Below are 23,760 nucleotides of genomic sequence, written 5' to 3'. Positions count from 1 at the left end.
CTCTTGTCCGCAAAAAGATCCACCTTGTTGACCACCACGATCATGGGGCGCGTCTCGCTGGCCAGCGCTTCGGCCACCGGGGCAAGATCGCGCTCCAGATAGTCGGGATGGCGGATGTACAGGTGACTGTCCAGCACGGGCATGATGACGTCCGCCTGATTGAGGCTCTGCCACACGGCCTGCAGCATGGCCTTGCTCAGTCTCCCCCGCACCTGCGAAAGCCCGGGCGTGTCCATGAAGACGGTCTGTGCCGCCTCATCGGTATGGATGCCCACGATCTGGTTCCGCGTGGTTTGCGGCTTGGGCGTCACGATGGTGACTTTCTGGCCCAGCAGCGCGTTGAGCAGCGTGGACTTGCCCGCGTTGGGCGGCCCCATGAGCGCCACCCAGCCGCAACGATAGCTTTGCGCAGTCATTTGATGCCTCATTTTTCGTTAACGGTATGATGGCCTATGTCTTTCACAACACGGCCGCGCGGTCAAGTCCGCCCGGCAGGGGGACGGCGGGCGGCACTGCACGCCGACAGGACGGATGCGGGGAGGAGCGGCAACGGCAAGGGGCGTCCGCCCGCACGGCAGACGCCCCTTCCGTCATCCAGACGGCCGCTGACGGACAGCGGCCGGAGAACTCTACTTGTGGGCCGGCAGCACCGCGCCGGCGTACTTCTTCTTCATGAAATCGGCCACTTCCGGACTGGTCAGCGCCTTGTAGAGCGCCTGCAGTTCGGGACGCGCCTCATCGCCGGCCCGCACGGCCAGGATGTTGGCATAGGTCGAGGCAGCCACGGAATCAGCAGCCTCCACGGCCAGCGCATCGGCCACCTTCAGCCCGCCCAGGATGGCGTAGTTGCCGTTGATGATGGCCACATCCACATCAGGCAGGGCGCGCACGAGCTGGGCGGCCTCGATCTCTTCGATCTTGAGCTTCCTGGGGTTTTCGGCAATGTCGCGGCGGGTGGCCGCCAGACCGGCGTCCTTCTTCAGCTTGATGAGCCCTTCGGCCTCCATGAGCAGCAGGGCGCGGCCCTCGTTGGTGGCGTCATTGGGCACGGCCACCATGGCGCCTTCCTTCAGGTCCTTGAGGCTCTTGCACTTGCCCGCATAAATGCCGAACGGCTCATAGTGCACGCCGCCCATGCTGTTGAGCTTCGTCCCCTTCTGGGCATTGAAGTCGTCCAGATAGGGCTTGTGCTGGAAGTAGTTGGCGTCCAGCTCCTTGCTGTCCAGCGCCATATTGGGCTGCACATAGTCGGAATATTCCACCACCTTCAGGGTGTAGCCGTCCTTCTTGAGGATCTTGGCGGCCTCGGCCAGGATCTCGGCATGAGGCGTGGGCGAAGCGCCCACCACCACGGTATTGCCCGCATGGGCGGAAAGGGGCAGCAGCAGGGCCGCCAGCGTCAGAAGCAGTTTTTTCATGGCTGTGTCTCCCACAGGCTAAAGGGTGTCACGCGGCCGCTAGGAGCCGCGCTTGTCGCTGCGTCGGGTGGCCCAGTTGCCGAAGCTCTGGAAGGCCTGGACGATGATGATGAGCAGCACCACGGTCATGACCATGATGTCTGTCTGATAGCGATTGTAGCCGTACATGATGGCCAGCTTGCCCAGCCCGCCGCCGCCCACGGCGCCGGACATGGCCGAATATCCCAGGATGGTGATGGCCGACACGGCGCTGCCGTTGATGAGCGAAGGCAGGGCCTCGGGCAGCAGGACCTTGCTGATGATCTGCCAGGTGGACGCGCCCATGCTCTGCGCGGCCTCCACCACGCCGCTGTCCACTTCCAGCAGGGAGGATTCCACCAGCCGGGCCACGAAGGGCGCGGCGGCCAGCACCAGCGGCACCACGGTGGCGTTGTTGCCGATGGTGGTGCCCACCAGGAAGCGGGTGAAGGGGATGACCGCGATCATGAGGATGAGGAACGGGAAAGAACGGGTCAGGTTGACCACCACATCCAGGACCCCGTAGACGAGGACATTGGGCCGGATGCCGTCCTTGCGGCAGACGACCAGCACCACCCCCATGACCAGACCGAAAACATACGAAAAGAACGTGGCCACCAGCGTCATGTAGAGGGTGTCCCACACGCCCACGAGCAGCATCTCGACGGTTTGCTGGTCAATCATTGCGCATCTCCTCCAGAAGGATGTTGTGGGCGCGGGCATAGGCCATGATACGGGTGCGCGAAGCCTCGCGGTCGGGCAACTGCAGCACCATCTGTCCGAAGGCCACGCCGTTGATGTCGCGCGTGTCGGCATACATGATGTTCACCGGGCAACCGCATTCCAGCACCATATTGGCGATGACCGGCTCAAAGGAGGAACGCCCGTTGAAGATGAGGCGGTACATGTGCTCGCCCGGCAGCTTCTGCAGGGCCTCGGGCAGGACGAGCCGCCGGGCGGCTTCGGTCTTGGGATGGAAGAATACCTCCTCCACCAGCCCCTGCTCCTCGATGACGCCCCGGCTGATGATGGCCACATGGCTGCAGATCTTTTCGATGACGCTCATCTCGTGGGTGATGACCACGGCGGTGATGCCCAGCTGGGCATTGATGTCCTTGATGAGGGCCAGGATGGAGTCCGTGGTGGCGGGGTCGAGGGCCGAGGTGGCCTCGTCGCAGAGGAGCACGCGCGGATTGGTGGCCAGTGCGCGGGCGATGGCCACACGCTGCTTCTGCCCCCCCGAAAGCTGCGACGGATAGGACTCCATTCGGTTGTCGAGGCCCACCAGCTCCAGCAACTCCTGCGCGCGCTTGCGGGCCTCCGCGCGCGGCGTGCCTATCAGCTCCAGCGGGAAGCAGACGTTTTGCAGGGCCGTACGCTGCATGAGCAGGTTGAACTGCTGGAAGATCATGCCCATGGAACGCCGGGCCGCGCGCAGCTCCGCCTCCGGCAGACGGCAGAGATCCTTGCCGTCAAAAAGCACGCTGCCGCCCGTGGGGCGTTCCAGCATGTTGATGCAGCGCACCAGCGTGGACTTGCCCGCTCCGCTCTGCCCGATGATGCCGAAGATATCGCCCTTGCCGATCGCAAGGTCGATGCCGCGCAGGGCATAGACTTCCGCATTCTTGCCGGAAAAACGCTTTTCCAGCCCGACTATCTGAATGATTGGCTCATCGGCCATAACACCTCCCCACGCGCGGCGCCCCTCCGTCCGCCATGCCCGTCTCACGGACGCAAAACGGCGGTACGGCGGGGTTGTGCCGCATCCCGCCCCATCGGCAGGATACGGACGACCGCGCCCGCGGCCGCCCGGTACGCTTCCTTTAAAAGTGCAACCGCTCTAGCATATTTTCCGCCGGGCGCAAAGGGGAGCCCCCTGCCCCCCGACGGAACGGGTCCTCCGGTCTCTGCTTGTTTTGGGGGAAGGGGAACCCCTCAAAAAAAGCGTAATGAGTCCTGCCCCCAGAACGGCAAACGGGAGGGCCGCCCCGCAGGGCCTCCCTCCCGCCGTATGGTGTGAAACGCGCCGCGTTCCACACGAAAAAAGGCGCTATTGGTTCGCGCCGCAGCAGCGCTTGTACTTCTTGCCGCTGCCGCAGGGGCAAAGATCGTTGCGCCCCACCTGCTGCCGCGCGCGGGCGGGCCGGGCCTTGGGCGCTTCCACCTCGCTGCCGCCGGAATAGGAAAGGTTCTGATCCTCTTCCTGATGGTGCAGGGGCGGCTCTTCCTCGCGGCTCTCCGGCTGCACATGGACCCGCGTCAGCGTGCGGAACACGCCCTCGCGGATCTGGAACAGCATGTTCTGGAAGATCTCAAAGCCCTCGCGCTTGTATTCCAGCTTGGGGTCCTTCTGGCCGTAGCCGCGCAGACCGATGCCGTCCCGCAGAGCGTCCATGTTGCGCAGATGCTCCTTCCAGCAGCGGTCGAGCTCTTCCAGCAGGAAATAGCGCAGGATAGGCTGGTACATGGACTGCGCCTCTTCCCGCAGCTGGGCAAAGATCTCGTGGATCTTCTCCTCGCAGACCTCACGCTCCGGCAGGGGCGAACCCGGTTCCATGACCCGGCCGAGGTTGAAAACGTCCGCCAGACGGGCCATGACCGTCTGCCGCGCCTCGTCCATCTGATCGGCGGGCACCCGGTCGAGCTGGCCGTAGGCGTCGTCCAGCACGTCGCTGCGGAATTCCGCCACCACGGGCTCCATGTCCGCCTCGGTCATGATGTCGCGCCGCAGGCTGTAGATGACCTCACGCTGCTGGTTCATGACGTTGTCGTAATCCAGCAGGGTCTTGCGGATCTCGAAATGATGCGCCTCCACGCGCTTCTGCGCGCCTTCCACGGCGCGGGTGACCATGCGGTTCTCGATGGCTTCGCCGTCCTTGAGCCCCAGCTTTTCCATGAGCCCGGCGATGCGGTCGGAACCGAAAAGCCGCATGAGGTCGTCTTCCAGCGAGAGGTAGAAACGGGACGAGCCGGGGTCGCCCTGACGCCCGGAACGGCCGCGCAGCTGGTTGTCGATGCGGCGGCTCTCGTGCCGTTCGGTGCCGAGGATATGCAGACCGCCCAGCTCGCGCACGCCTTCGCCAAGGATGATGTCCGTACCGCGACCGGCCATGTTGGTGGCGATGGTCACCTTGCCCTTCTGCCCGGCCTGGGCCACGATCTCGGCCTCGCGCTCATGCTGCTTGGCGTTGAGCACGTTGTGCGGGATGCCCATGCGCTTGAGATGCGCGGAGAGCATCTCCGAGGTCTCGATGGAGATGGTGCCCACCAGCACGGGCTGGCCCGTCTTGTGCAGCTCGCGGATGGATTCGAGGATGGCCTCGTACTTCTCCTTGCGGCTGCGATAGATGAGGTCGGGATAGTCCTTGCGGATCATGGGCCGGTTGGGCGGGATGGAGACCACTTCCAGCCCGTAGATCTGCTGGAATTCCACAGCCTCGGTATCCGCCGTGCCGGTCATGCCGGACAGCTTGTCGTACAGACGGAAATAGTTCTGGAAGGTGATGGCGGCCAGGGTCTGGTTCTCGGCGGCCACGGTGACGCCTTCCTTGGCTTCCAGCGCCTGATGCAGACCGTCGGAATAGCGACGGCCCTCCATGGGACGACCGGTGAATTCGTCCACGATGACCACCTGACCGTCCACCACCATGTAATCCTTGTCCCGCTTGAAGATATGGTGGGCCTTGAGGGACTGGAGGATGCCGTGCTGCGCGGTGACGTTGGCCGGATCGAAGAGGTTGTCCAGCTTGAGGAGCTCCTCGCAGCGGCTGACGCCCTCTTCGGTGAGCATGGCGGTACGGGCCTTCTCGTCCACGGTGTAGTGTTCCGGCCCGAGCTGGCGCACCACGCTGTCCATGATGCGGTAGGCGCTCACGTCCTCGTCCGAGGGGCCGGAGATGATGAGCGGCGTACGGGCCTCGTCGATGAGGATGGAGTCCACTTCGTCCACGATGGCGAAGCTGTGGCCGCGCTGCACGAGCTGCTCGGCGTAGAACTTCATGTTGTCGCGCAGGTAGTCGAAACCGAATTCGTTGTTGGTGCCGTAAGTGATGTCCGCGGCATAGGCGGCCTTGCGTTCCTCGTCGTCCAGACCGTGGACGATGATGCCCGTGCTCAGGCCGAGGAAGCCGTAAAGCTTGCCCATCCACTCGGCGTCGCGCCGGGCGAGGTAGTCGTTGACCGTCACCACATGGACGCCCTTGCCGGACAGCGCATTGAGCGCCACGGCCAGCGTGGCCACGAGGGTCTTGCCTTCGCCGGTCTTCATTTCAGCGATCTTGCCCTTGTGCAGCACCATGCCGCCGATGAGCTGGACATCATAATGGCGCATCCCCAGCACGCGGCGCGAAGCCTCCCGCACCAGAGCGAAGACCTCCGGCAACAGCTCGTCCAGCGTCTTTTCCCCGGCCTGTACGGCCTGCCGGTACTCGCCCATGCGCTGGGCGAATTCCTCGTCGGCCAGAGCCTGCATGTCGGGCTCGAGGGCATTGATGCGCGCCACCAGTGGACGCAGGCGCCGCAGATAGCGCTCGTTCTTGCTGCCGAAGATCTTCTTGAAGATATATCCGAACATCGGGACTCCTGGGTAGCGCGGTCGCTTGCGCGCGACCGAAGGAAATGGGTTCACGGAGAGGGGCGCGCCCCGGCCTGTCCCCATAGTATAGGCAGGCTTTGCCGTTTGGCAATGCCGTAAATCTTTACAGAAAAAGGAAAGCGGCGCTAATGTCCCTCCCCGCCGTGCCGATAAGAGGAAAGGAACTGACGGGTTGCGACGATCCGCCTAGGCTGGCGGCAGTTCTTCCTTGATCACGGCCTCGGCCTTGATGCGGTCCAGCAATTCCGCGAAGACGGCTTTCACGTTCTCGCGGATATCGCCTGCCACCACGAGGAAGAGCAGATCGTCCCCCGGCCGGAGTTCGCCTTCGGCGGCTTCCGCCAGGATGGCGAAGATGCCGGGACGGCCTTCCATCTCGCGGCGGATGGCCTCCATCCGCTCACGGTCGGGACGGACGACGACCCGCCCGACGGCCGCATGATCCTTGCGGGACCAGCCCCGCACGACGCCGTTGTGCACCAGCATCATGCCCACATGATCGCTGAAGCCGGGGCGCTGTTTCAGTTCCTGGAGCGTTTTAGTGATGTCCATGAGTCGAGCTCTCCTGTTGCGCGCATGTTGAACGATCCGACGCAGCAGTCTACATGTATCGCCGCCCGGCATAAAGGATTTTTTCATGGCCAATCTGTCGCAGCTTCTCAATCGTCTGCCCGATATCCCCGTGGTCCGCATGAGCACCATGGGTCATGCCGTATGGGTGTGCTGGCAAAAGACCCCGCCTGCGGCCGTCAATCAGACGCTGCTCAACTACGGCGGCATGCTGCTGACCGAAGAGGGCGATCAGGCGCTGTGGTTCTTCTTCACCGATGACGCTTTCCTGGCGCTGGCGCGTCTTTCCGTCTGGGGCAATTTCAACGAGCTGTCCGTCGCCATCGAGATCTTCCCCGGCCGTCTGCAATTCGGCGCGCGCCGGGAGATGAACCTCTGGGTGGACGGCAAGCTGGCCGCCCAGTCCATGATGGTGCGCGAGAATCTGGAAGTCTGGGTGCACCCCAAGAGCCGCGAGGGCAAGAACACCCTGCCCGGCATCGACTTTGAGAAGACCGCGCCCCGTCAGGGCATCGCCCAGCTGGACTGGGCCCTGCTCAAGGCGGACGTGCGTATGCCCTACACATCCACCCAGTCGTGGTTCGCCATCCTGCACCCGCTGGGCAGTCCGCTGGACAAGGAGTACCAGACCGGCTGGCCCGCCATGTTCGAGCGGCTGGAAGGGCTCTTCCAGGAACACAAGATGCGCTTCATCGTCCATGAGAGCTTCGTCATGGTCGCTGTGGAAAACCTCCTCATGCTGCGCACCTTCCTGCGGGACTACCTCCAGACCTTCGACCGCGAAAGCGAACAGAAAGCCCCCTGCTGGCCCTGCGTCTGCGTGGTGACCGACCGCAAGAACTTCAACTTCAACAACGATCTGCCCAAGAAAGTCGGCCTGAAGTGGGACAGCCTCATGCCCGACTTCCCCTATCTGAGCTATCGTAACGCCTATCTGCTGGGTGAGGGCTTCACCATCCGCGACATCGCCTTTTCCGGCGATCAGTCGAGCATCGACAGCTGGTGCAACATCATCCTCGACGAGAACAGCGTCAGCCACCGCTCCATCCCGCTGCTCATGGCCGGGCATCTGGCCTCCAGCGGCGCGTCCGACACCGGCTGCTTCTACTGCGGCATACGCACCCATACCGCCGCCCAGTGCCCCACCCGCACCTATGCCCCCAGCCGTCCCCAGATCTGGGATGAGCTGGCCGCGCTGGATCTGGACACCATCAACGAAGGCTTCCGCCAGATCGAACATGTGCTGGTCGCCAAGGGACTGAACGGCTACGGCGAACTGCTGAACAGCCCCGGCCCCACCGCCACCCTCCTGCAGGCGGTGCTCGATCTCAACGGCGCCGGACAGCTGCGCAACGTGCCCCGGCAGTGGCTCTACCGGATGCGGGACGTGGACGAGGACGAAAACGTCCAGCGCGACGACAGCCCGGCCTGGGACTTCCTCGACAAGCTGGCCCAGACGCCGCCGGAAGGGCTCCTCTCGCTGGAGAAGTCCATCAACGAATCCATCACCCGGCACTCGCGCGACCCCCGTCTGCGGACGGTGCTCGGCTTCCTGCAGGTGGAGCGCGGCGACTACGCCCACGCGCCGCAGTCCTTCCGGGAGGCCGCCAGCCTGACCCCCTCACCGGCGTTGCAGGCCTGGAACGAATATCTGCAGGGCCGCCTGCACGAAGAGCTCGGCCACTATGCTCAGGCCCTCGAACAATACGCCCAGGTGCTGCGCCTCATGCCGCAATGGCATGATCTGCGCTACCGGGAGATCGTCTGCAAGGTGAAGATGGGCTTCGGTGAGCAGGTGCTGGACCAGATCGCCAAGCTGGTCAAGGATGAACCGGCCTTCTTCAACCGCCTCCTCATCGACCCGGCGCTGGAACGCGGCCGCCTGCTCATCCTCTCCTCCCTCTATGATCTCTGGGATGCCGCCCTCAGCCGCGCGCTGGAAGAGACCGGGCGCATCAACGAGATGGAGGAACGCCTCGGCCAGTGGTTCGAGGAGGATCATCCCGTCCACATCAAGCTCGGCAAGCGTATCGCCCAGCTCAAGCACATGAGCGAGGTCAAGAACTATACGGCCTTCCTGCGTGTGGTCGAAGAGACGCCGCCTCTGGAAAAGGAGCTCGACGAGTGCATACAGCACGAGGTGGACGACCTGCGCGAACGCTACAAGGGCTATCTGGAGCGCCTGCAGGAAGTACGCGACGAAGCCTCGTGGTTCCCCTTCCCCTCGGCGCTCAAGGAGTTCAGTCAGGAATTCAACGAGTGCGCGGGCATCATCAACTGGGCCTTTGCCTGCAACTTCAATGACGCCGCCACCTTCAAGCGTGCCCAGAGCACGACGCCGCGCCTCAACCAGCTTTTGCGGGACCTGCGCAAGCGACTCAAGTTCCTGCGCATGGTGCGCGACGTCACCCTCTTCGTCATGACCATGGGCAAGACCTTCCTCTGGGTCGAGCTGGTGGGCCTGTTGCTCTGCTTCTTGGGCGTGCCCGCTGTGGTGCTCTGGGGCCAGCATTTCTACATGGGCTGGCTGCGCGACCTCATCGGAGAGAACCAATGGGGCATCCAGAAGGTGCTGGTGTTCATCATCTCGGTCATCGCGCTGGGCATAGCGGCCCTGCGTTCCACGCTGGTCTTTGACTCCAAGCGGGAAAAGTTGCTCAACGAGGCCCGCGAACAGCGCGAAAAGGCCCAGCAGATGCGCCTCGACCGTATCCGTCGGCAACGCCAGATGGAAGCGGAGAACGCCCGGCGTATGCAGGAAGCCGAAGCCGAACGCCAGCGGCAGGAAGAGCTGCGCCGCCGCATGGAAGACAACTAGGGCCTGTCCGACCGCTCCCGACCGCCTGCCTCACCGGCAGGCGGTTTTCTTTTGGACCGTCCGGCGGTCGGGCATATTTCCTCCCCCGCGCCCTTTCCCAGTTTTTTACTCGGAAAAGACTTGACTTTCTTTTTAGGAATAGTTACTAATCAACCAACAAGGAGGCATACCATGTCGAGCCTGAAGGATTTTGCCTTATACGATATATCCTGGAACCTGTCGCCCGAACACGCTGTGACCATGTACCTGGAATGGGGCAACAACGACTGGCACGCGGAATATCCGCCGGTGCGCTCCAAGGAAGACGTGTCCTACTACTTCGTGGTGGACAACTGGGGCGAAAAGCCTGTGGTGCGCCTTGTGCGCCGCAATTCCGAAAATGCGGAAGACCTGATCTCCGTGCCGCTGCCCGATTCGCTCCTGGAAGATTTTCACGCTGTGCACGGCACCTGTCGCGGCATCAGCGAACCGACGCCCGCCATCAAGAGTTGGCTGCGGCACGAAATGGGCCAATAACCCTCCGGCGGCCCCCATTTTCCCGCCGGGGATCCACATACCCTCCCACTCCTCGCGGCATGACACATGCCGTTGCATCACACCATCTGCCTCGCGAAAAGGGCTTGCCGACGGGCGAGCCCTTTTCCTTTTCCGGCAGGAAAGATACCGACGGGCATATTTTTTTCACGAGAGCGAAAAGATATCCTTTTTCTTGTGAGCAACGCCCCCATTTGCTAAACCAAGCGCTTATTGCGATGGACCGACCACACTCAGGGGAGGTTTATTGATGCGTCCCAAAAAGACGAACGCCGCACGGAAGCGCTGGAAAACAGCGCTATCGACGGCGGTATCCGCCGCTCTGCTCGGCGGCGGTATGCTGCTTTCCCCCCTGCATGTCGTCCCCGCGCTGGCCGTCTGACCGTCTCCGGGCCGCTCAAAGTCCACGACCTTCACAACGACGGCTATCTGACGCTCAACGGCATGACGCCGTCCGGTGCGGCGGCCGAAGTCGCCGCCTCCTTCGTCAACGGCCCCGACGCCATCCTGGAGACGTGCGTCCGGGCGGCGTCGGAGCTTCCGCCCCTGCGGGGCGGCGATCTCCTCCGCTCCATGACGCGCTTACGACAGCAGACAGACTGGCGGAATGCGCGGAGAGCGATAGGTGTCACTGCGGCAACAGGTAAGAACTCAACCAGTCCCCTATTGAGTCGCCGCAATGGCTGACGGGACGGGGACGGTCACGAAAAAACCGCGTTTTCCCGCAAAACAACAGGCCGTATGGAGTGAAATACGAAGAGTTTCAAACAAGAAACTACTGTAGCATTTCATCGCTTGGATTGAGGCAGAGCGAGGAAGCGGCACGAGATACATGATCTCCGCTTTTTTGGTGTGCTGCCGGGGGACCATCGGTCTGGGGGCGGCCTGTGCGGGCCAGATCCCTGTCATCCTCCCAAGCAAGGTTTTTTGCGGGATGGATGGGGGGTGCGGGGGGAAGGAAGGGGGCTTTTTTGCAAAAAAAGCCCCCTTCCTTCCCCCCGCCCAAAAAACGCCGCCCACACCGTCAAACGCCGGGGCGGGACAGCCCACGCAGGGGACGGCCCAGCACCAGCGGCAGCAGCTCCGGTTCCAGAGCGCCGCGCTCTATGCAGAGCTGGCGAAAGGCCTCGTCGTAGCGTTCCTGTTCGGCAAGTTCCCGGCGGACGGCAGCCACGTCCGGCGTTGTCGCCAAATCCTGCCAGAGGCGGAAATAGCCGCCCGCCGGACAAGCTTCCTCGTGGGCTTCGGCCAGCTCCCGCCAGAGAGACGCACGGGGTTCCACGGGAGCCAGCCGGGCAAAGAGTTCCGCCCGCGAAAGGAAATCCCCGCTCGCAAGCAGGTCTTCCACAGCCTGCGGGGCCTCGCAGAAGAGCGCACGGCACTGCTGGGGACGATGGTCGTGGATGGCGCAAGCGGCTTGCCCGGCGGTTTCCCGCAGGTACAGACATTGCCAGGGATGGAGGCCGCCGCCCGCTCCGGCGAGCTTGAGCATCTCGCACGCCAGCGGAGCCAGATCATCGCCGCGCGGAGCGGCGTCAGCCGTCGTGCCTCGACTGCCGTCATGACGGGCCCACTCGCCGCGCCGCAGACAGACAAGAGCGGACAGGGGCAGCGTCCCGTCCAGCAGCCTGTCCGCATCCCCGCGCATGAGGGTGGGACCGCCGAGACGGCAGCAATGCCCGCAGCGACGGCACTCAGGCATGAGGAACTTCCTCCGGCTGCTGGTGGAAACGGCCGCCGTAGCGGCGTCCCAGCCACTGCGAGAACTTTTCCATATAATAGTAGTAAACGGGCGTGATGTAGAGCGTCACCAGCTGGGAGAAGCAGAGCCCACCGACCACGGCCAGACCGAGGGGACGCCGGGCGTCCGCGCCCATGCCCATGCCGATGGCCAGCGGCACCGCGCCCATGAGAGCGGCCATGGTGGTCATCATGATAGGACGGAAACGCACATGACAGCCCTGCGTGATGGCCTGCAGGGGCGTGCAGCTGGGGTTATGGCGCTGGGCCTCCAACGCGAAGTCCAGCATCATGATGGCGTTTTTCTTGACGATGCCCAAAAGCATGATGACACCCACGAAGCCGTAGAGGTCCAGCGGTTGCCCGAAGATCCAGAGCGTGAGCAACGCCCCGAAGCCCGCCGAGGGCAGACCGGAAAGGATGGTCAACGGATGGATGAAGCTCTCGTAGAGGATGCCCAGCACAAGGTAGATGACCACGATGGCCAGCAGAAGCAGCCAGCCCATGCCGGAGAGCGAGTCCTGGAATGCCTGCGCCGTCCCCTGGGATTCGGCGCTCACCGAATCGGGCAGAAGGGGCAGACTGGCGCGCTCCACGGCGGCCACGCCTTCACTGAGGGCCACGCCGGGCCGCAGGTTATAGGAGATGGTCACGGCCGGGAACTGCCCGGAATGGCTGACGGAGATGGGGCCCACGCCGGGCTTCACGCTCGCCACGGTGGAAAGGGGCACGAGGTCCCCCTGACTGGACCGCACATAGAGACGAGAAAGCGCCTCCGACGACTGCTGGAAGGACTTGAGCAGTTCGACGAACACCGTATAGTCGTTGCTCGGCGCGTAGATGGTGGAGATCTCCCGCGAGCCGAAGGCCGATTGCAGGGCAAGCTCGATCTGTCCGGCGCTCACGCCGAGGGCGGCGGCCCGGTTGCGGTCGATCTGCACGCGCAGCTCGGGATTACGCAGCTGCAGGTCGCTGTTCACGTCCTGGATCTCCGGCACGCGTCGCAGGGCCTGCTCCACCTTTTGCGCGCAGTCGAAGAGCTCTTCCATGTTGGGACCGGAAAGCGTGTACTGATACAAGGCCTTGGAGGAACGCCCGCCGATGTTGATGGAGGGCGGCACCCGCAGGAATACCCGCAGCGCGGGCGAGGTGTTGAGCGTGCGGCGCAGGCGTTCGGCCACCTCGTTGATGCCCTCGCGCTCGTTGTAGGGCTTGAGGCGGATCATGAGGCTGCCGTTGCTCATACTCTGGCTGCTGCCCACGATGCCCACCACGGAGTTGAAACTCTCCACCTCCGGGTCGTTGCGCAAAAGCTCGTCCAGCGAATGCTGCGCTTCCACCATGCCCTGAAAGGAAATGCCCTGTTCCGCCTCGGTGGTGGCGCTCATGAAGCCCATGTCCTCGGTGGGCAGAAAGCCCTTGGGGATCACCATGCCCAGCCAGGCCGTAGCCAGCAGGAGCAGCAGGGAGCCCAGCAGGGTCAGCCGCCGGTGCCGCAGCACCACGTCCAGCGAGGCGGCGTACTTGTTCGCCAGCCAGTCGAAGGCCCGTTCCATCCGGCCGTACATGCCCTCGTAGCCTGCGCGATGCTGAGGCTGGGCTCGCAAAAAGTAGGCGCAGAGCATGGGCGTGAGCGACAACGACACCACGCCGGAAAAGAGGATGGCCGTGATGATGACCACCGCGAACTCGTAGAAGAGGCGTCCCACCACGCCGCCCATGAAGAGCACGGGGATGAAGACCGCGGCCAGAGAGATGGTCATGGAGATGATGGTGAAACCGATCTCTCGCGAGCCGTCATGGGCCGCGGTGAGCGGGTCCTTGCCCATCTCCTGATGGCGGACGATGTTTTCCAGCATGACGATGGCGTCGTCCACCACGAAGCCCACGGCCAGCGTCAGCGCCATGAGCGAAAGGTTGTCCAGACTGAAGCCCATGCCGTACATGACGGCAAAGGTGGAGATGACCGACATGGGCAAGGCCAGACTGGGGATGACGGTGGCCGGAAGATTGCGCAGGAAGAGGAAGATGACCAGCACCACGAGAAAGACCGTCAGCACGAGGGTGAACTTCACCTCGGCCACGGATTCGCGGATGGTCTCGGAACGGTCGTAGAAGATGTCCACGCCCACCGAGGGCGGCACCTGCCGTTGCAGTTCGGGCAGCAGCGCGCGGATGGCGTCCACCACTTCCACGGTATTGGCGCCGGGCTGCCGCTCCACGGCCAGCGTGATGCAGGGCGCGCCGTCATTGCTCCAGGAGAGCTGCTTGTCCTGCTCCACGCTGTCGATGACCCGGCCGATGTCGCGCAGACGCACGGGCGCGCCGTCCCGGTAGGCCACGATGACATCCCGGAAGGCCCGCGCGTCCTCCAGCTGTCCGGAAGCCTTGATGGACTGCGAACGCCGCGCCCCGTCCAGCGAGCCGGTCGGCAGCTTGCTGTTGGCGGCCATGATGGCTTCGGACACCTCGTCGATGCCGAGGCCGCGCGTAGCCAGCGCGTCCGGGTCGAGCTGCACGCGCACGGCGTACTTTTTCTGCCCGTAGATGACCACCTGCGCCACGCCCTTGACCATGGAAAGCCGCTGGCCGATGAGCGTATCCGCATACTCGTTGAGCTGATAGAGCGGCAGCGTCGGTGAACTGACGCGCAGATAGAGGATGGGCAGATCGGCGGGATTGACCTTGCGGAAGCTGGGGTCATTGGTCATGTTGGTGGGCAGCCGCCGCCGGGCCAGACCAATGGCCGCCTGCACGTCCAGCGCCGCGGCGTCGATATCCCGATCCAGCGCGAACTGGATGGTGATGCGCGTGCGCCCCGTGGCATTGACCGAGGTGATGGAGTCGATGCCCGCGATGGTGAAAAATTCCTTTTCCAGCGGCGTGGCCACCGAGGCCGCCATGGTCTCGGGGTCCGCGCCGGACAGGTCGGCGGAGACCTGGATGGTGGGGAAGTCCACGTTGGGGAGCTGGTTCACCGGCAGGTTGACGTAGCCCGCCGCGCCGAAAAAGAGCAGGCCCAGCATGACGAGCACCGTGGCCACCGGGCGACGGATGAAGAGGGAGGCGATATTCATCTAGAACTCCAGGATCTGACGCACGAGGAGGAAAACGCCCAGCCCCGTGCACAGTACGCCGATGGCCTTTTTGGCCAGTTCGGAAGAGATGCGTCTGGCGACTTGAAGGCCCACAAGACAACCGGCCATCTCCATGATCATGATCCACGGCAGGATATGCCAGTCGATAAAACCGGAACAGGCATTGCCCCAGCTGCCGGAAAGGATGGTGCCCAGCTGCATGAACATGGAAGCGCCCACGGCAAAGAAGGGCGTATACCCCACGGCCACCATCCAGGGGATGGAGAGCACCGGCCCGCCCGCCCCGGTAAGGCCGGCCGTCAGTCCGGTCACCACCCCCATGCTGAAAAGCCCCCGACTCGACAGCCAGAAGGCGCTGCCCCGTCCCTGCCGACGCGGCCGCAGGGCCGCACCTCCCGCAAAGATGATGATGCAGGCCAGCAGACAGACCAGCGGCGGCCCGGGCACATAGGCGTTCAGCCTCCCCCCGACGATCCCGCCGACGATGCCCCCCAGCAGGAAGATCAGCGCCTTGCCGGGCGTATACCAGCCCATGCGGGCATAGATGAAGGCTGAGAACAGGCTCAGAGGGAAGAAGGACGCCAGCGCCGTGCCCATGGCCACATGCGTCTCCATCCCGCCCGCAAACATGAGCACCGGCGGGATGAGCACGCCGCCCACCCCCGTGACGGCTCCCAGAAAGCCCACCAGAAAACAGACCGCCATGATCGCCAGCATCGCCGTCTCTCCCGCTCCGCAAGATCGCCGCCCGCGGCTTCAGCACCAACCCGGCGCATCCAGCCGACCGCAGGAAGCCAGCGCGGCATAGAGCACGATGCCCGCGGCCGTGGACATATTGATGCTGCGCACGCCGCCCGGCTTCATGGGGATGCGCACCGCCTCGCCCCGCGCCAGCAGCTCGGCGGGCAGGCCGCGCGTCTCCGGCCCCATGACCAGACAGTCATCCGCCTCGAAGGCAAAGCGGTGCAGCGGCGTCCCGCCCCGCGCCGACGTCATGACGCAACGAGGTGCACGGCCGCCGCGGGCCTCACGCGCCGCCGCCAGCCAGCTTTCCCAGTCCGGCCAGACCGCAAGGCGCACATTGGGCCAGTAGTCCAGCCCGGCCCGGCGCAGGTAGCGGTCCTCCAGACGAAAACCCAGCGGTTCGATGAGATGCAGGGGGGTGTCCGTCGCCGCGCATAAACGGGCCACATTGCCGGTATTGGGCGGGATCTCCGGCTCGTACAGCACTAATTCCACACGCCGTCCCCCGCCGTGCCCGTCAACCGTCCGGCGATGCCCGGCACCACCTGACAGCTCACCCGCATATCCCGCGCGCCGTAGCCGCCGTCATCCAGCGTGGCGAAGGAATCCGCCTCCAGCACTTCCAGTCTGGCGGTCCCGTCCACGGCCTCGTCCGCGCCGTTCTCCGCCAGATGCCCGCGCAGCAGCTCCAGCGCCCGCGCTTCCACCTGCGGCAGACGGGCGGATGCGGACAGTCGCTCCTCACGTTCCAGCGACGGGGCCCGCAACAGGCCGCGCCCGGTATCGGCATAGACATCCAGCGTGGCCGTGGGCAGGGTCAGCGCCGCGCCCACGGCATTGGCCACGTCCGCATGGCGGGGACAATCCACGGGGGCCTGCAGGAAACGCTCCAGCCGCTGCCGTATGCGGTCCGCCGGGCCGCCCACCAGCCAGACGCGACGGGGCCGCAAGGTCCTCATGCCCTTGAGCGCCGCCAGCGTATAGACAGGACGTTCATTGCAGCCGCGCAGCAGCGATGTCGCGGCCTCACCGATCTGCCGCAGGGCGTCTTCCACGGCCTGCCGGGCCAGCACTTCGCAGGGTCGCCCGGCCTCCGCCGCCAGCGCCTCCAGCGCCCGACGCGAGGCCGCCGCATCGCCGGAAAGCGGACCGTCCGGCGTGGCGGCATCCAGGACGTTGAGCGCGTCCAGCAGGGTCGGCCGCGTGCCGCCGAAAGCGCAGGCCGGGCCTTCGCGCAGCGGTCCCACCTGTACCCCGTCGGCCAGCGGCCGCAGCAGGGAATCCCCGCCCACGCCGATGGACAGCGAGGCCAGCGCCCGCACCAGCGTACGCCGACCGCCCAGCAACATGCCGTCCCTGTCCACCACCGGCGAACCGTCAACAAAGACGGCCAGATCGGTGGTGGTGCCGCCCATGTCCATGAGCAGGGAACATTCGTCCTCCTCCACGGGGGCAAGGGCCATGACGCCCATGACGCTGGCCGCCGGGCCGGAAAGGATGGACTGCACCGGCTCCCGCCGCGACAGAGCCGCCGGGACGGCCCCGCCGTCGGCCTTGAGCAGACGCACAGGGGCGAGGATGCCCGCCCGGGCAAGCTCGCCCTCCACGGCATCCAGAAAAGCGGCGTGCAGACGGGCCACGGCCGCGTTGAAATATGCGGTGGCGATGCGGCGCGGGAAATTGAGTTGCCCGGACAGCGTATGTCCACAGGTCACAGGCAGGCCGCAGGCACGCGCGGCCACCTCCCGCATGGCGTTCTCGTGCGCGGGATTGCGGGGCGAGAACTTGCCCACGCAGGCCACGGCCCGCACGCCCTCCTCCTTCCAGCGGGCGGCGGCCCGGACAAGGGCCTCCGGCGCAAGGGGCGTCACTTCCGTGCCCCGGTGATCCAGCCCGCCGGGCACCACGCAGACGTGATCGCCCAGAGCGAAACGCTCCGGCGCGAGGCCCGGCCCGGCGGAAAGGGCCAGCCCCACCCTGTCTGCCTTGTCCTGCACGATGGCGTTGACGGCCAGCGTGGCCCCCAGCGTCACCCGGCGTATCTTCTCCGGGGCGAAGGCCCGCCCCGCCGCCTCCCGCAGACGCCGCAGCACTTCGGCCACGGATGACGGCAGGTCGTCATGACAGGTCGCTGTCTTGGCCGCCGCCACGAGACCTTCCGGCCCGCACAGGACGGCATCGGTATGCGTTCCTCCGGCATCGATGCCCAATACATATTCGGTCATGCCTGTTCTCCCTGGAGCATTTTGCCTTTGAATAACGACGAAATGCGAGGTAGCGACACCGCGCCGCCCGGCCGAAACCAGGCGGAAAAACCGCGTTTTTTCCGCGAAACGCCAAGCCGTATGGTTTGGGACGCAACGCGTTGCAAACTGAAAATGCTCTCTTGAGGACGGCCATGCGGCCGCGCCCCCTTTTTGTAGCTTCCGGCGGCGGCTCTGGCAAGCGGCCGCCAGCATGACCCTTGCGTTATGGCGCGCTTTTCAGTAATTTTTTCCCTCGCGCGGCCCGACCGCGACAACCCGTACCGGCACAGAAGGATACTCACATGGAGAAAACGAAATTTATCTGGTTTGACGGCAAGTTGGTCCCGTGGGAAGAGGCTCAGGTACATGTGCTGACCCACGCGCTGCACTACGGCAGCGCCGTTTTTGAAGGTATCCGCGCCTATGCCTGTGCGGACGGCTCGTCCTCGGTCTTCCGTCTGGCCGAGCACAGCACCCGCCTCGTCAACTCCGCCAAGATCCTTCGTCTGGAACTGCCTTACACGGCCAAGCAGATCTCCGAAGCCGTGGTCGAGACGCTCAAGGCCAACAAGCTGCGCGAAGGCTATATCCGTCCCCTCTCCTTCGTGGGTGAAGGGGAGATGGGCGTCTATCCCGGCAGCAATCCCGTCCACACCATCATCGCCGTCTGGCCCTGGGGCGCCTATCTCGGCCCCGAAGCGCTGGAGATGGGCATCCGCGCCAAGACCAGCTCCTTTGCCCGGATGCATGTGAATACCCTCATGAGCAAGGCCAAGGCCGCGGGCAACTATGTGAACTCCATCCTGGCCAAGGTGGAAGCCAAGGAAGAAGGCTACGACGAAGCCGTCATGCTGGACACCAACGGCTTCGTGTCCGAAGCCAGCGGGGAAAACATCTTCATCGTGCGGGACGGCCTCATCAAGACCACGCCGTGGACCTCCATCCTCGGCGGCATCACCCGTGACGCCGTCATGACCGTGGCCCGCGATCTCGGCTACCGCGTGGAAGAACAGCAGTTCACCCGCGACGAGCTCTATATCGCTGACGAAGCCTTCTTCACCGGTACGGCCGCCGAACTGACCCCCATCCGCGAGGTGGACCGCCGCGTCATCGGCGCGGGCAAGGCCGGCCCGGTGACCAAGCATCTGCAAAAGGAATTCTTTGCCGTCGTCAAGGGCGAAAACCCCAAGTACGCCAGCTGGAGCACGCATTACACCATCTAATCTCGCCGTCCGCCGGGGCGCGCTCTCCGGGGCGCGCCCCCATCCTGCCGCATGAAGCATCTCTCTCTCGCCGCACGCTACCGCCCCCAGACCTTTGCCGAGGTCGCCGGACAGGACACGGTCAAGGCCGTCCTTTCCCGTGCCGCCGCCGAGGACAAGGTGGCGGCCGCCTATCTGCTCAGCGGCACCCGCGGCGTGGGCAAGACCACCATCGCCCGCATCTTCGCCAAGGCGCTCAACTGCGAACACGCGCCCGGCCCCGAACCCTGCAACCAGTGCTCCCAGTGCCGCAAGATCACGCAGGGCAGCCATGTGGACGTGGCCGAGATCGACGGCGCGTCCAACAACAGCGTGGAAGATGCCCGCGCCCTGCGCGAGACCATCGGCTATGCGCCCATGGAAGGCCGTTACAAGGTCTTCATCATCGACGAGGCGCACATGCTCTCGCGCAACGCCTTCAATGCCCTGCTCAAGACGCTGGAGGAGCCGCCGAGCCGGGTGGTGTTCATCTTCGCCACCACGGAAGTGCACAAATTCCCCATCACCATCGTCAGCCGCTGCCAGCATTTCGTCTTCCGTCATCTGGGCGAGGACGCGCTGCACGCCCACCTGTGCGACGTGCTGGACAGGGAGGGCCTGTCCTATGAGGAGGCCGCCGTGCGCCTCATCGCCCGCCGGGCGGCGGGCAGCGTGCGCGACAGCATGTCCCTGCTCGATCAGGCGCTGGCCCTCGGCGGGGACAGTCTCACGGCCGACGTGACCCGCGAAGTGCTGGGACTGGCCGGACAGGAACTTTTCGCCAGCCTTTTCGAGGCCCTCGCCGGACGAGACTGCCCCACCGTGGCGGAACTGTCCCGACGCATCGCCGCGCAGGGCGTGGACATCGGCTTTTTCGTGCGCGAGCTGGCCGGTCATCTGCGCACGCTCTTTTTGCTGCGCCAGGCGGGAGCGGCCATGCTGCCCCATCTGGGCCTCACCCGGGACGAAGCCGCCTGCTGGCAGGCGCTCGCCCCTCGCTTCACGGCCCCTCACCTGCACGCCGCCTGGCAAATGACGCTGGACGCCCAGCGTGGCATCGTGCAGAATCCTGAACCGGCCGCCGCGCTGGAGCTGTTGCTGCTCAACCTGGCCCTGCTGCCCCAGCTGCTGCCGCTGGAACGCCTGCCGGAGACGCCTGCCGACCTTCCCGCGCCGGCCCCCGCCGCGGGCACGATGCCCGGCCGCCCCGCGGGCCAGCCTCCCGCGCCGCATACCTCCTGTGCGCCTCCCGTTCAAACAGGACGCACGGAAGGCGGCGAGCCTCAGCGTCTGGCGGGTCCCGGCGCGGCGCGTGCCGTGCGGACGGATGCCGCCGCCCCTGCCGCCGAGGAGGATGCGGAAAGCGAGGACCCCGCCCCGGCGCGACGCCTGCCCCGACCGCAGGAGGAAGCCGCGCCTGCGCCCGTCGTGGACGTTGCCCGGCCCGTGCCCGGTATGACGCCGTCCGGCGAAAAGGGGACGGACGGCACAGAGCGACCGGAGACGCCGCCTGCCGACAGGCCGGAGACTGACGGCACGACCATGCCCTCGGCCCCGCTCGACTGGACCGCCTTCTGCGAATACTGCCGCACGGAGCAGGCCGAGGGCCGCCCGTCGCCGCCCCCCCATCTGCTGCGGCAGATGCGTGCCGAGTGGACGCCGGAGCGCCTGCGTCTCTATCCCGCCGCGGGCCAGATCCTGACGCAGGCGGAGAAGCACCGCGCGGCCATCCTGACGGCGCTGGCCGACTATGGCGCGGGCGCGCCGACGCTGGAACTCGTCCCACCCCGCCCGCACCGCAGCGAGGCCGATCTTATCGAGGAATTTCGTCAGCGGCCGGAGATGCAGGACTGTCTCTCGCTGCTCAACGCAACCATAAAACACTGTACCGAAGTGTAAGGAGAACTCCATGCGCAACATGAACGACATTCTGCGCCAGGCGCAGGTCATGCAGCACAAGCTTGCCAAGCTCCAGCAGGAAGCCGCGGAGCGCAGCTACGAAGCCAGCAGCGGCGGCGGCATGGTCAAGGCCGTGGTCAGCGGCAAGCAGGAACTGCGCAGCATCGCCATCGACCCCAAGGCGCTGGAAGGCGGCGACGTGGAGATGCTGCAGGACCTCATCCTGGCCGCGGTCAACGAAGCCGGGCGCATCGCCCGTGAAACGCTGGAGCGCGAAATGAGCGCCATCTCCGGCGGCATCAAGCTGCCGGGCGTCTTCTAGCCCATGTCCGCACGCATACCGGAACCGCTGCGAGAGCTGGTGGAACAGCTCTCGCGCCTGCCGGGGCTCGGCCCCAAATCCGCCATGCGGGTGGCCATGACCCTGCTCAAATGGCCGGAGGCAGAGACTCGCCGCCTCGGACGCAATGTGCACGACCTGCGGGACAGGCTGCATCTCTGCTCCCGCTGCGGCGGCCTCTCGGCCACGGATCCCTGCGCCATGTGTGGCGACGCCGCCCGTCAGCGGGATACGCTCTGTCTCGTCGCGGAATGGGACAGTATGCTGGCCCTTGATGAAGGCGGCTTCTACCACGGGCAATATATGATCCTCGGCGGCCTGCTGGCCCCGCTGGAAAAGGTGGACTCCGAGAGCCTTGATCTGGAACGGCTCGTACGCCGTCTGGAAGAAGGAGAGATAACGGAACTCATCCTCGCGCTGGGGGCGACGCTGGAGGCGGAGAACACGGCCTCCTTCATCAAGTCTCTGGTGCAGCAGCGCTTTCCCGGCGTCAAGGTGTCTCGTCTGGCCCAGGGCATCCCGTTGGGGGCCGAGGTCAAGTATATGGACAGGGAAACGCTGCGCCAATCGTTGCAGTACCGTCAGGATCTCTGATCCGTACCACGCCGCGGGGCGGGATGAACGCTCCCCGACCGCCGGAATGCGCCCCCGCGGCGTATTCCGGCGCGTGGCCCGCGGCTGCCCCGTCTGCCTCTCCCCCCTTTTGCGGCCGGGACATCGTGAAGCTTCGGCATCCCCTCTAAATTCCCGGCCGATCCTGCCGATAAGACTTTCCGACTTGTTTCACCTGTGCTTTCGGAGGCGTACATGCAAGCCCTGAGTATCAAGCTGGCCGCCCTGCTCTTCATCGTCCTTGCCCTGACAGCGGGGATCTCGCTGGCCGTGGCCTCACCTCTGGCGGGCCTCGCCACAGCCCTTGTGCTGTTCCTTGCGGGCGCCTTCCTCATCCACCGCCTGCTCTCGCCGGTCGATGCGGCCAGGACGCTCATCCGTCTGGCGGCGGAGGCTCCCGACGAACTGGACCTGACCCCTCGGCAGGAAGATCCCCTCTGCGCCGCCATCCGCGAATATGTCCGCAAGCGCGAGGAGCGTGCCTACTGGTATGAGAGCATCCTCAATACCGTCCCCTACGGCATTTCCGTCACGGACATGGACATGCGCTGGACCTTCTGCAATGCCGCCGCCCTGCGTGCCATGCAGAAGACGGACATGCGTCAGGTGCTGGGCCAGCACTGTTCCGCCAAGAACAGCTCCACCTGCAATACGCCCAACTGCGGCATCGAACGTCTGCGCCGGGGCGAGCATGAATGCCTCAATGTCCTGAGCAACGGTCATGCCATGCGCGTGCATCTGGAATTCCTCAAGAACCGCGCCGGGCAGAACATCGGCCATGTGGAGCTGAGCCAGGACGTGACCGAAGAATTGAGCCTCAAGCGGGAAGCGGGCATCTCCTCCCGCAAGGCGCGCATGGATACCGTCGATCAGCTCAAGGACGTGGTGGAAAAGCTCAACACCATGACCAGCACGCTGTCCAACGAGGTCAACAAGGTGCGTCAGGATGCGGAACACGCCTCCGCGCGCCTGGCGGAGACCTCCGCCGCCATGGAAGAGATGAACTCCACGGTGCTGGAAGTGGCCAAGAATGCCGAAGACGCGGCGCAGGCCTCGGATTCCGTCCAGAAGCAGGCCAATACAGGCATGGAGATCATGAACAATACCGTCAACGGCATGAAGAACGTGCAACAGCGTTCCATGAGCATCAAGGACGACATGGAGCACCTTGACGGCCAGGCCCGCGCCATCGGCGCCGTGCTGACCATCATCCGCGACATCGCTGACCAGACCAACCTGCTGGCCCTCAACGCCGCCATCGAAGCGGCTCGCGCCGGGGAAGCCGGACGCGGCTTTGCCGTCGTGGCCGACGAAGTGCGCAAGCTGGCCGAAAAGACCATGAGCGCCACCAAGGAAGTGGAAGACTCCATCGGCGCCGTGCAGGCGGGGACCCGCCGCAACACCGACACGGTGGAAGCCGCCGTGGGCGACATCGAAAGAGTGGCGGAGATGGCGCAATCGTCCGGGCAGGCGCTGGAGCAGATCCAGGCGCTGGCGGGCGACTCCAGCCGTCAGGTGCAGGCCATCGCCGCCGCGGCCACCCAGCAGTCCGCCGCGTCGGAAGAGATCGCCCGCGCCATTTCCGAGGTCAACGTCCTCGGCGGCACCATCTCGGAAAGCATGATCACGGCCAGCAGTACGGTGGAGATGCTGGCCGAACAGGCCCACGCCATCCAGGGCGTCCTGGAAGGCATCCGCGTCCATGTGGCGCGCGAAGCGGAAGAAGCCGCCTCCGAGATCTCCAGTCTGCGCCGTTGAGGCGGGACGCCCCACATGCTTTCAAAGACCGTCCTTCGGGACGGTCTTTTCTTTAGGCTCAGGACTCATTATTTCCAATGACGTCAAAAAAGGATAAGTATGGATATGGAGGTTTCTATGTCCACTCTTT

Annotated in this window: 19 protein-coding genes; 8 read left to right on the top strand and 11 right to left on the bottom strand. The window is 64.9% G+C overall.

Going from position 1 to position 23,760, the window contains the following annotated elements:
• From Q0K00_RS06880 to Q0K00_RS06855, 6 genes are all read right to left on the bottom strand, one after another.
• The coding region (locus Q0K00_RS06880) for a GTPase (RefSeq protein WP_297228231.1) at positions 1-416 on the bottom strand (416 nt) is incomplete at its 3' end.
• Positions 417-629: 213 nt separating this feature from the next.
• A complete protein-coding gene (locus Q0K00_RS06875) occupies positions 630-1,418 on the bottom strand; it encodes a MetQ/NlpA family ABC transporter substrate-binding protein (RefSeq protein ID WP_297228230.1) in 789 nt (262 codons plus the stop codon).
• Between the two features lie 39 nt (positions 1,419-1,457).
• A complete protein-coding gene (locus Q0K00_RS06870; RefSeq protein WP_297228229.1) occupies positions 1,458-2,120 on the bottom strand; it encodes a methionine ABC transporter permease in 663 nt (220 codons plus the stop codon).
• Positions 2,113-3,117, bottom strand: coding sequence for an ATP-binding cassette domain-containing protein (locus tag Q0K00_RS06865; RefSeq protein WP_297228228.1), 1,005 nt, complete (start codon positions 3,115-3,117; stop codon positions 2,113-2,115). The genes Q0K00_RS06870 and Q0K00_RS06865 overlap by 8 nt, the downstream gene beginning before the upstream one ends.
• Before the next feature lie 369 nt (positions 3,118-3,486).
• On the bottom strand, positions 3,487-6,009 hold the full coding sequence (gene secA / locus Q0K00_RS06860) for a preprotein translocase subunit SecA (protein ID WP_297228227.1): 2,523 nt from the start codon (positions 6,007-6,009) through the stop codon (positions 3,487-3,489).
• A gap of 207 nt (positions 6,010-6,216) precedes the next feature.
• Positions 6,217-6,582: a molybdenum cofactor biosynthesis protein MoaE gene (locus Q0K00_RS06855; protein ID WP_297228226.1), complete on the bottom strand. Its 366-nt coding sequence runs from the start codon at positions 6,580-6,582 to the stop codon at positions 6,217-6,219.
• Positions 6,583-6,667: 85 nt separating this feature from the next.
• Here Q0K00_RS06855 and Q0K00_RS06850 point away from each other — a divergent pair, with 85 nt between their 5' ends.
• From Q0K00_RS06850 to Q0K00_RS06840, 3 genes are all read left to right on the top strand, one after another.
• Positions 6,668-9,418 carry a hypothetical protein gene (locus Q0K00_RS06850; protein WP_297228225.1) on the top strand — a complete coding sequence of 917 codons (2,751 nt, stop codon included), beginning with the start codon at positions 6,668-6,670 and terminating at the stop codon, positions 9,416-9,418.
• Between the two features lie 171 nt (positions 9,419-9,589).
• Positions 9,590-9,934: a DVU0772 family protein gene (locus tag Q0K00_RS06845; protein ID WP_297228224.1), complete on the top strand. Its 345-nt coding sequence runs from the start codon at positions 9,590-9,592 to the stop codon at positions 9,932-9,934.
• Positions 9,935-10,202: 268 nt separating this feature from the next.
• Entirely contained in the window at positions 10,203-10,334 is a 132-nt protein-coding gene (locus tag Q0K00_RS06840) for a hypothetical protein (RefSeq protein WP_297228223.1), read from the top strand.
• Positions 10,335-10,976: 642 nt separating this feature from the next.
• Here Q0K00_RS06840 and Q0K00_RS06835 read toward each other — a convergent pair.
• Genes Q0K00_RS06835 through Q0K00_RS06815 form a run of 5 tightly spaced genes read right to left on the bottom strand, consistent with a single transcriptional unit; the run spans position 10,977 to position 17,759 of the window.
• Positions 10,977-11,654 (bottom strand): YkgJ family cysteine cluster protein, encoded by a 678-nt coding sequence (locus Q0K00_RS06835; RefSeq protein WP_297228222.1) that lies wholly within the window; start codon positions 11,652-11,654, stop codon positions 10,977-10,979.
• Positions 11,647-14,769, bottom strand: coding sequence for an efflux RND transporter permease subunit (locus tag Q0K00_RS06830; RefSeq protein WP_297228221.1), 3,123 nt, complete (start codon positions 14,767-14,769; stop codon positions 11,647-11,649). Before Q0K00_RS06830 ends, Q0K00_RS06835 begins: the two co-directional genes overlap by 8 nt.
• Positions 14,770-15,507, bottom strand: a complete 738-nt coding sequence (locus Q0K00_RS06825) for a sulfite exporter TauE/SafE family protein (RefSeq protein ID WP_297228220.1) — start codon at positions 15,505-15,507, stop codon at positions 14,770-14,772.
• Between the two features lie 39 nt (positions 15,508-15,546).
• Positions 15,547-16,029: a tRNA (cytidine(34)-2'-O)-methyltransferase gene (locus Q0K00_RS06820; RefSeq protein ID WP_297228219.1), complete on the bottom strand. Its 483-nt coding sequence runs from the start codon at positions 16,027-16,029 to the stop codon at positions 15,547-15,549.
• Entirely contained in the window at positions 16,020-17,759 is a 1,740-nt protein-coding gene (locus Q0K00_RS06815; protein WP_297228218.1) for a hydantoinase/oxoprolinase family protein, read from the bottom strand. The genes Q0K00_RS06820 and Q0K00_RS06815 overlap by 10 nt, the downstream gene beginning before the upstream one ends.
• A gap of 323 nt (positions 17,760-18,082) precedes the next feature.
• Between Q0K00_RS06815 and Q0K00_RS06810 the strand changes: the two genes are divergently transcribed.
• The 5 genes from Q0K00_RS06810 to Q0K00_RS06790 all read left to right on the top strand — a co-directional run bounded on the left by Q0K00_RS06810 (position 18,083) and on the right by Q0K00_RS06790 (position 23,630).
• Complete coding sequence (locus tag Q0K00_RS06810; RefSeq protein WP_297228217.1) at positions 18,083-19,003, top strand: branched-chain amino acid transaminase; 921 nt, start codon at positions 18,083-18,085, stop codon at positions 19,001-19,003.
• A 51-nt stretch (positions 19,004-19,054) separates the two neighbouring features.
• Positions 19,055-20,920 (top strand): DNA polymerase III subunit gamma/tau, encoded by a 1,866-nt coding sequence (gene dnaX / locus Q0K00_RS06805; protein WP_297228216.1) that lies wholly within the window; start codon positions 19,055-19,057, stop codon positions 20,918-20,920.
• Between the two features lie 10 nt (positions 20,921-20,930).
• Entirely contained in the window at positions 20,931-21,242 is a 312-nt protein-coding gene (locus tag Q0K00_RS06800; RefSeq protein WP_296303452.1) for a YbaB/EbfC family nucleoid-associated protein, read from the top strand.
• 3 nt (positions 21,243-21,245) lie between these two features.
• Entirely contained in the window at positions 21,246-21,854 is a 609-nt protein-coding gene (recR, locus tag Q0K00_RS06795) for a recombination mediator RecR (RefSeq protein WP_297228215.1), read from the top strand.
• Between the two features lie 213 nt (positions 21,855-22,067).
• Complete coding sequence (locus tag Q0K00_RS06790) at positions 22,068-23,630, top strand: methyl-accepting chemotaxis protein (protein ID WP_297228214.1); 1,563 nt, start codon at positions 22,068-22,070, stop codon at positions 23,628-23,630.
• Positions 23,631-23,760 lie beyond the last annotated feature (130 nt).

Source organism: uncultured Desulfovibrio sp., from assembly GCF_944327235.1.
Classification (GTDB): Bacteria; Desulfobacterota; Desulfovibrionia; order Desulfovibrionales; family Desulfovibrionaceae; genus Desulfovibrio.
This window is presented reverse-complemented; position numbering and strand designations above follow the sequence as displayed.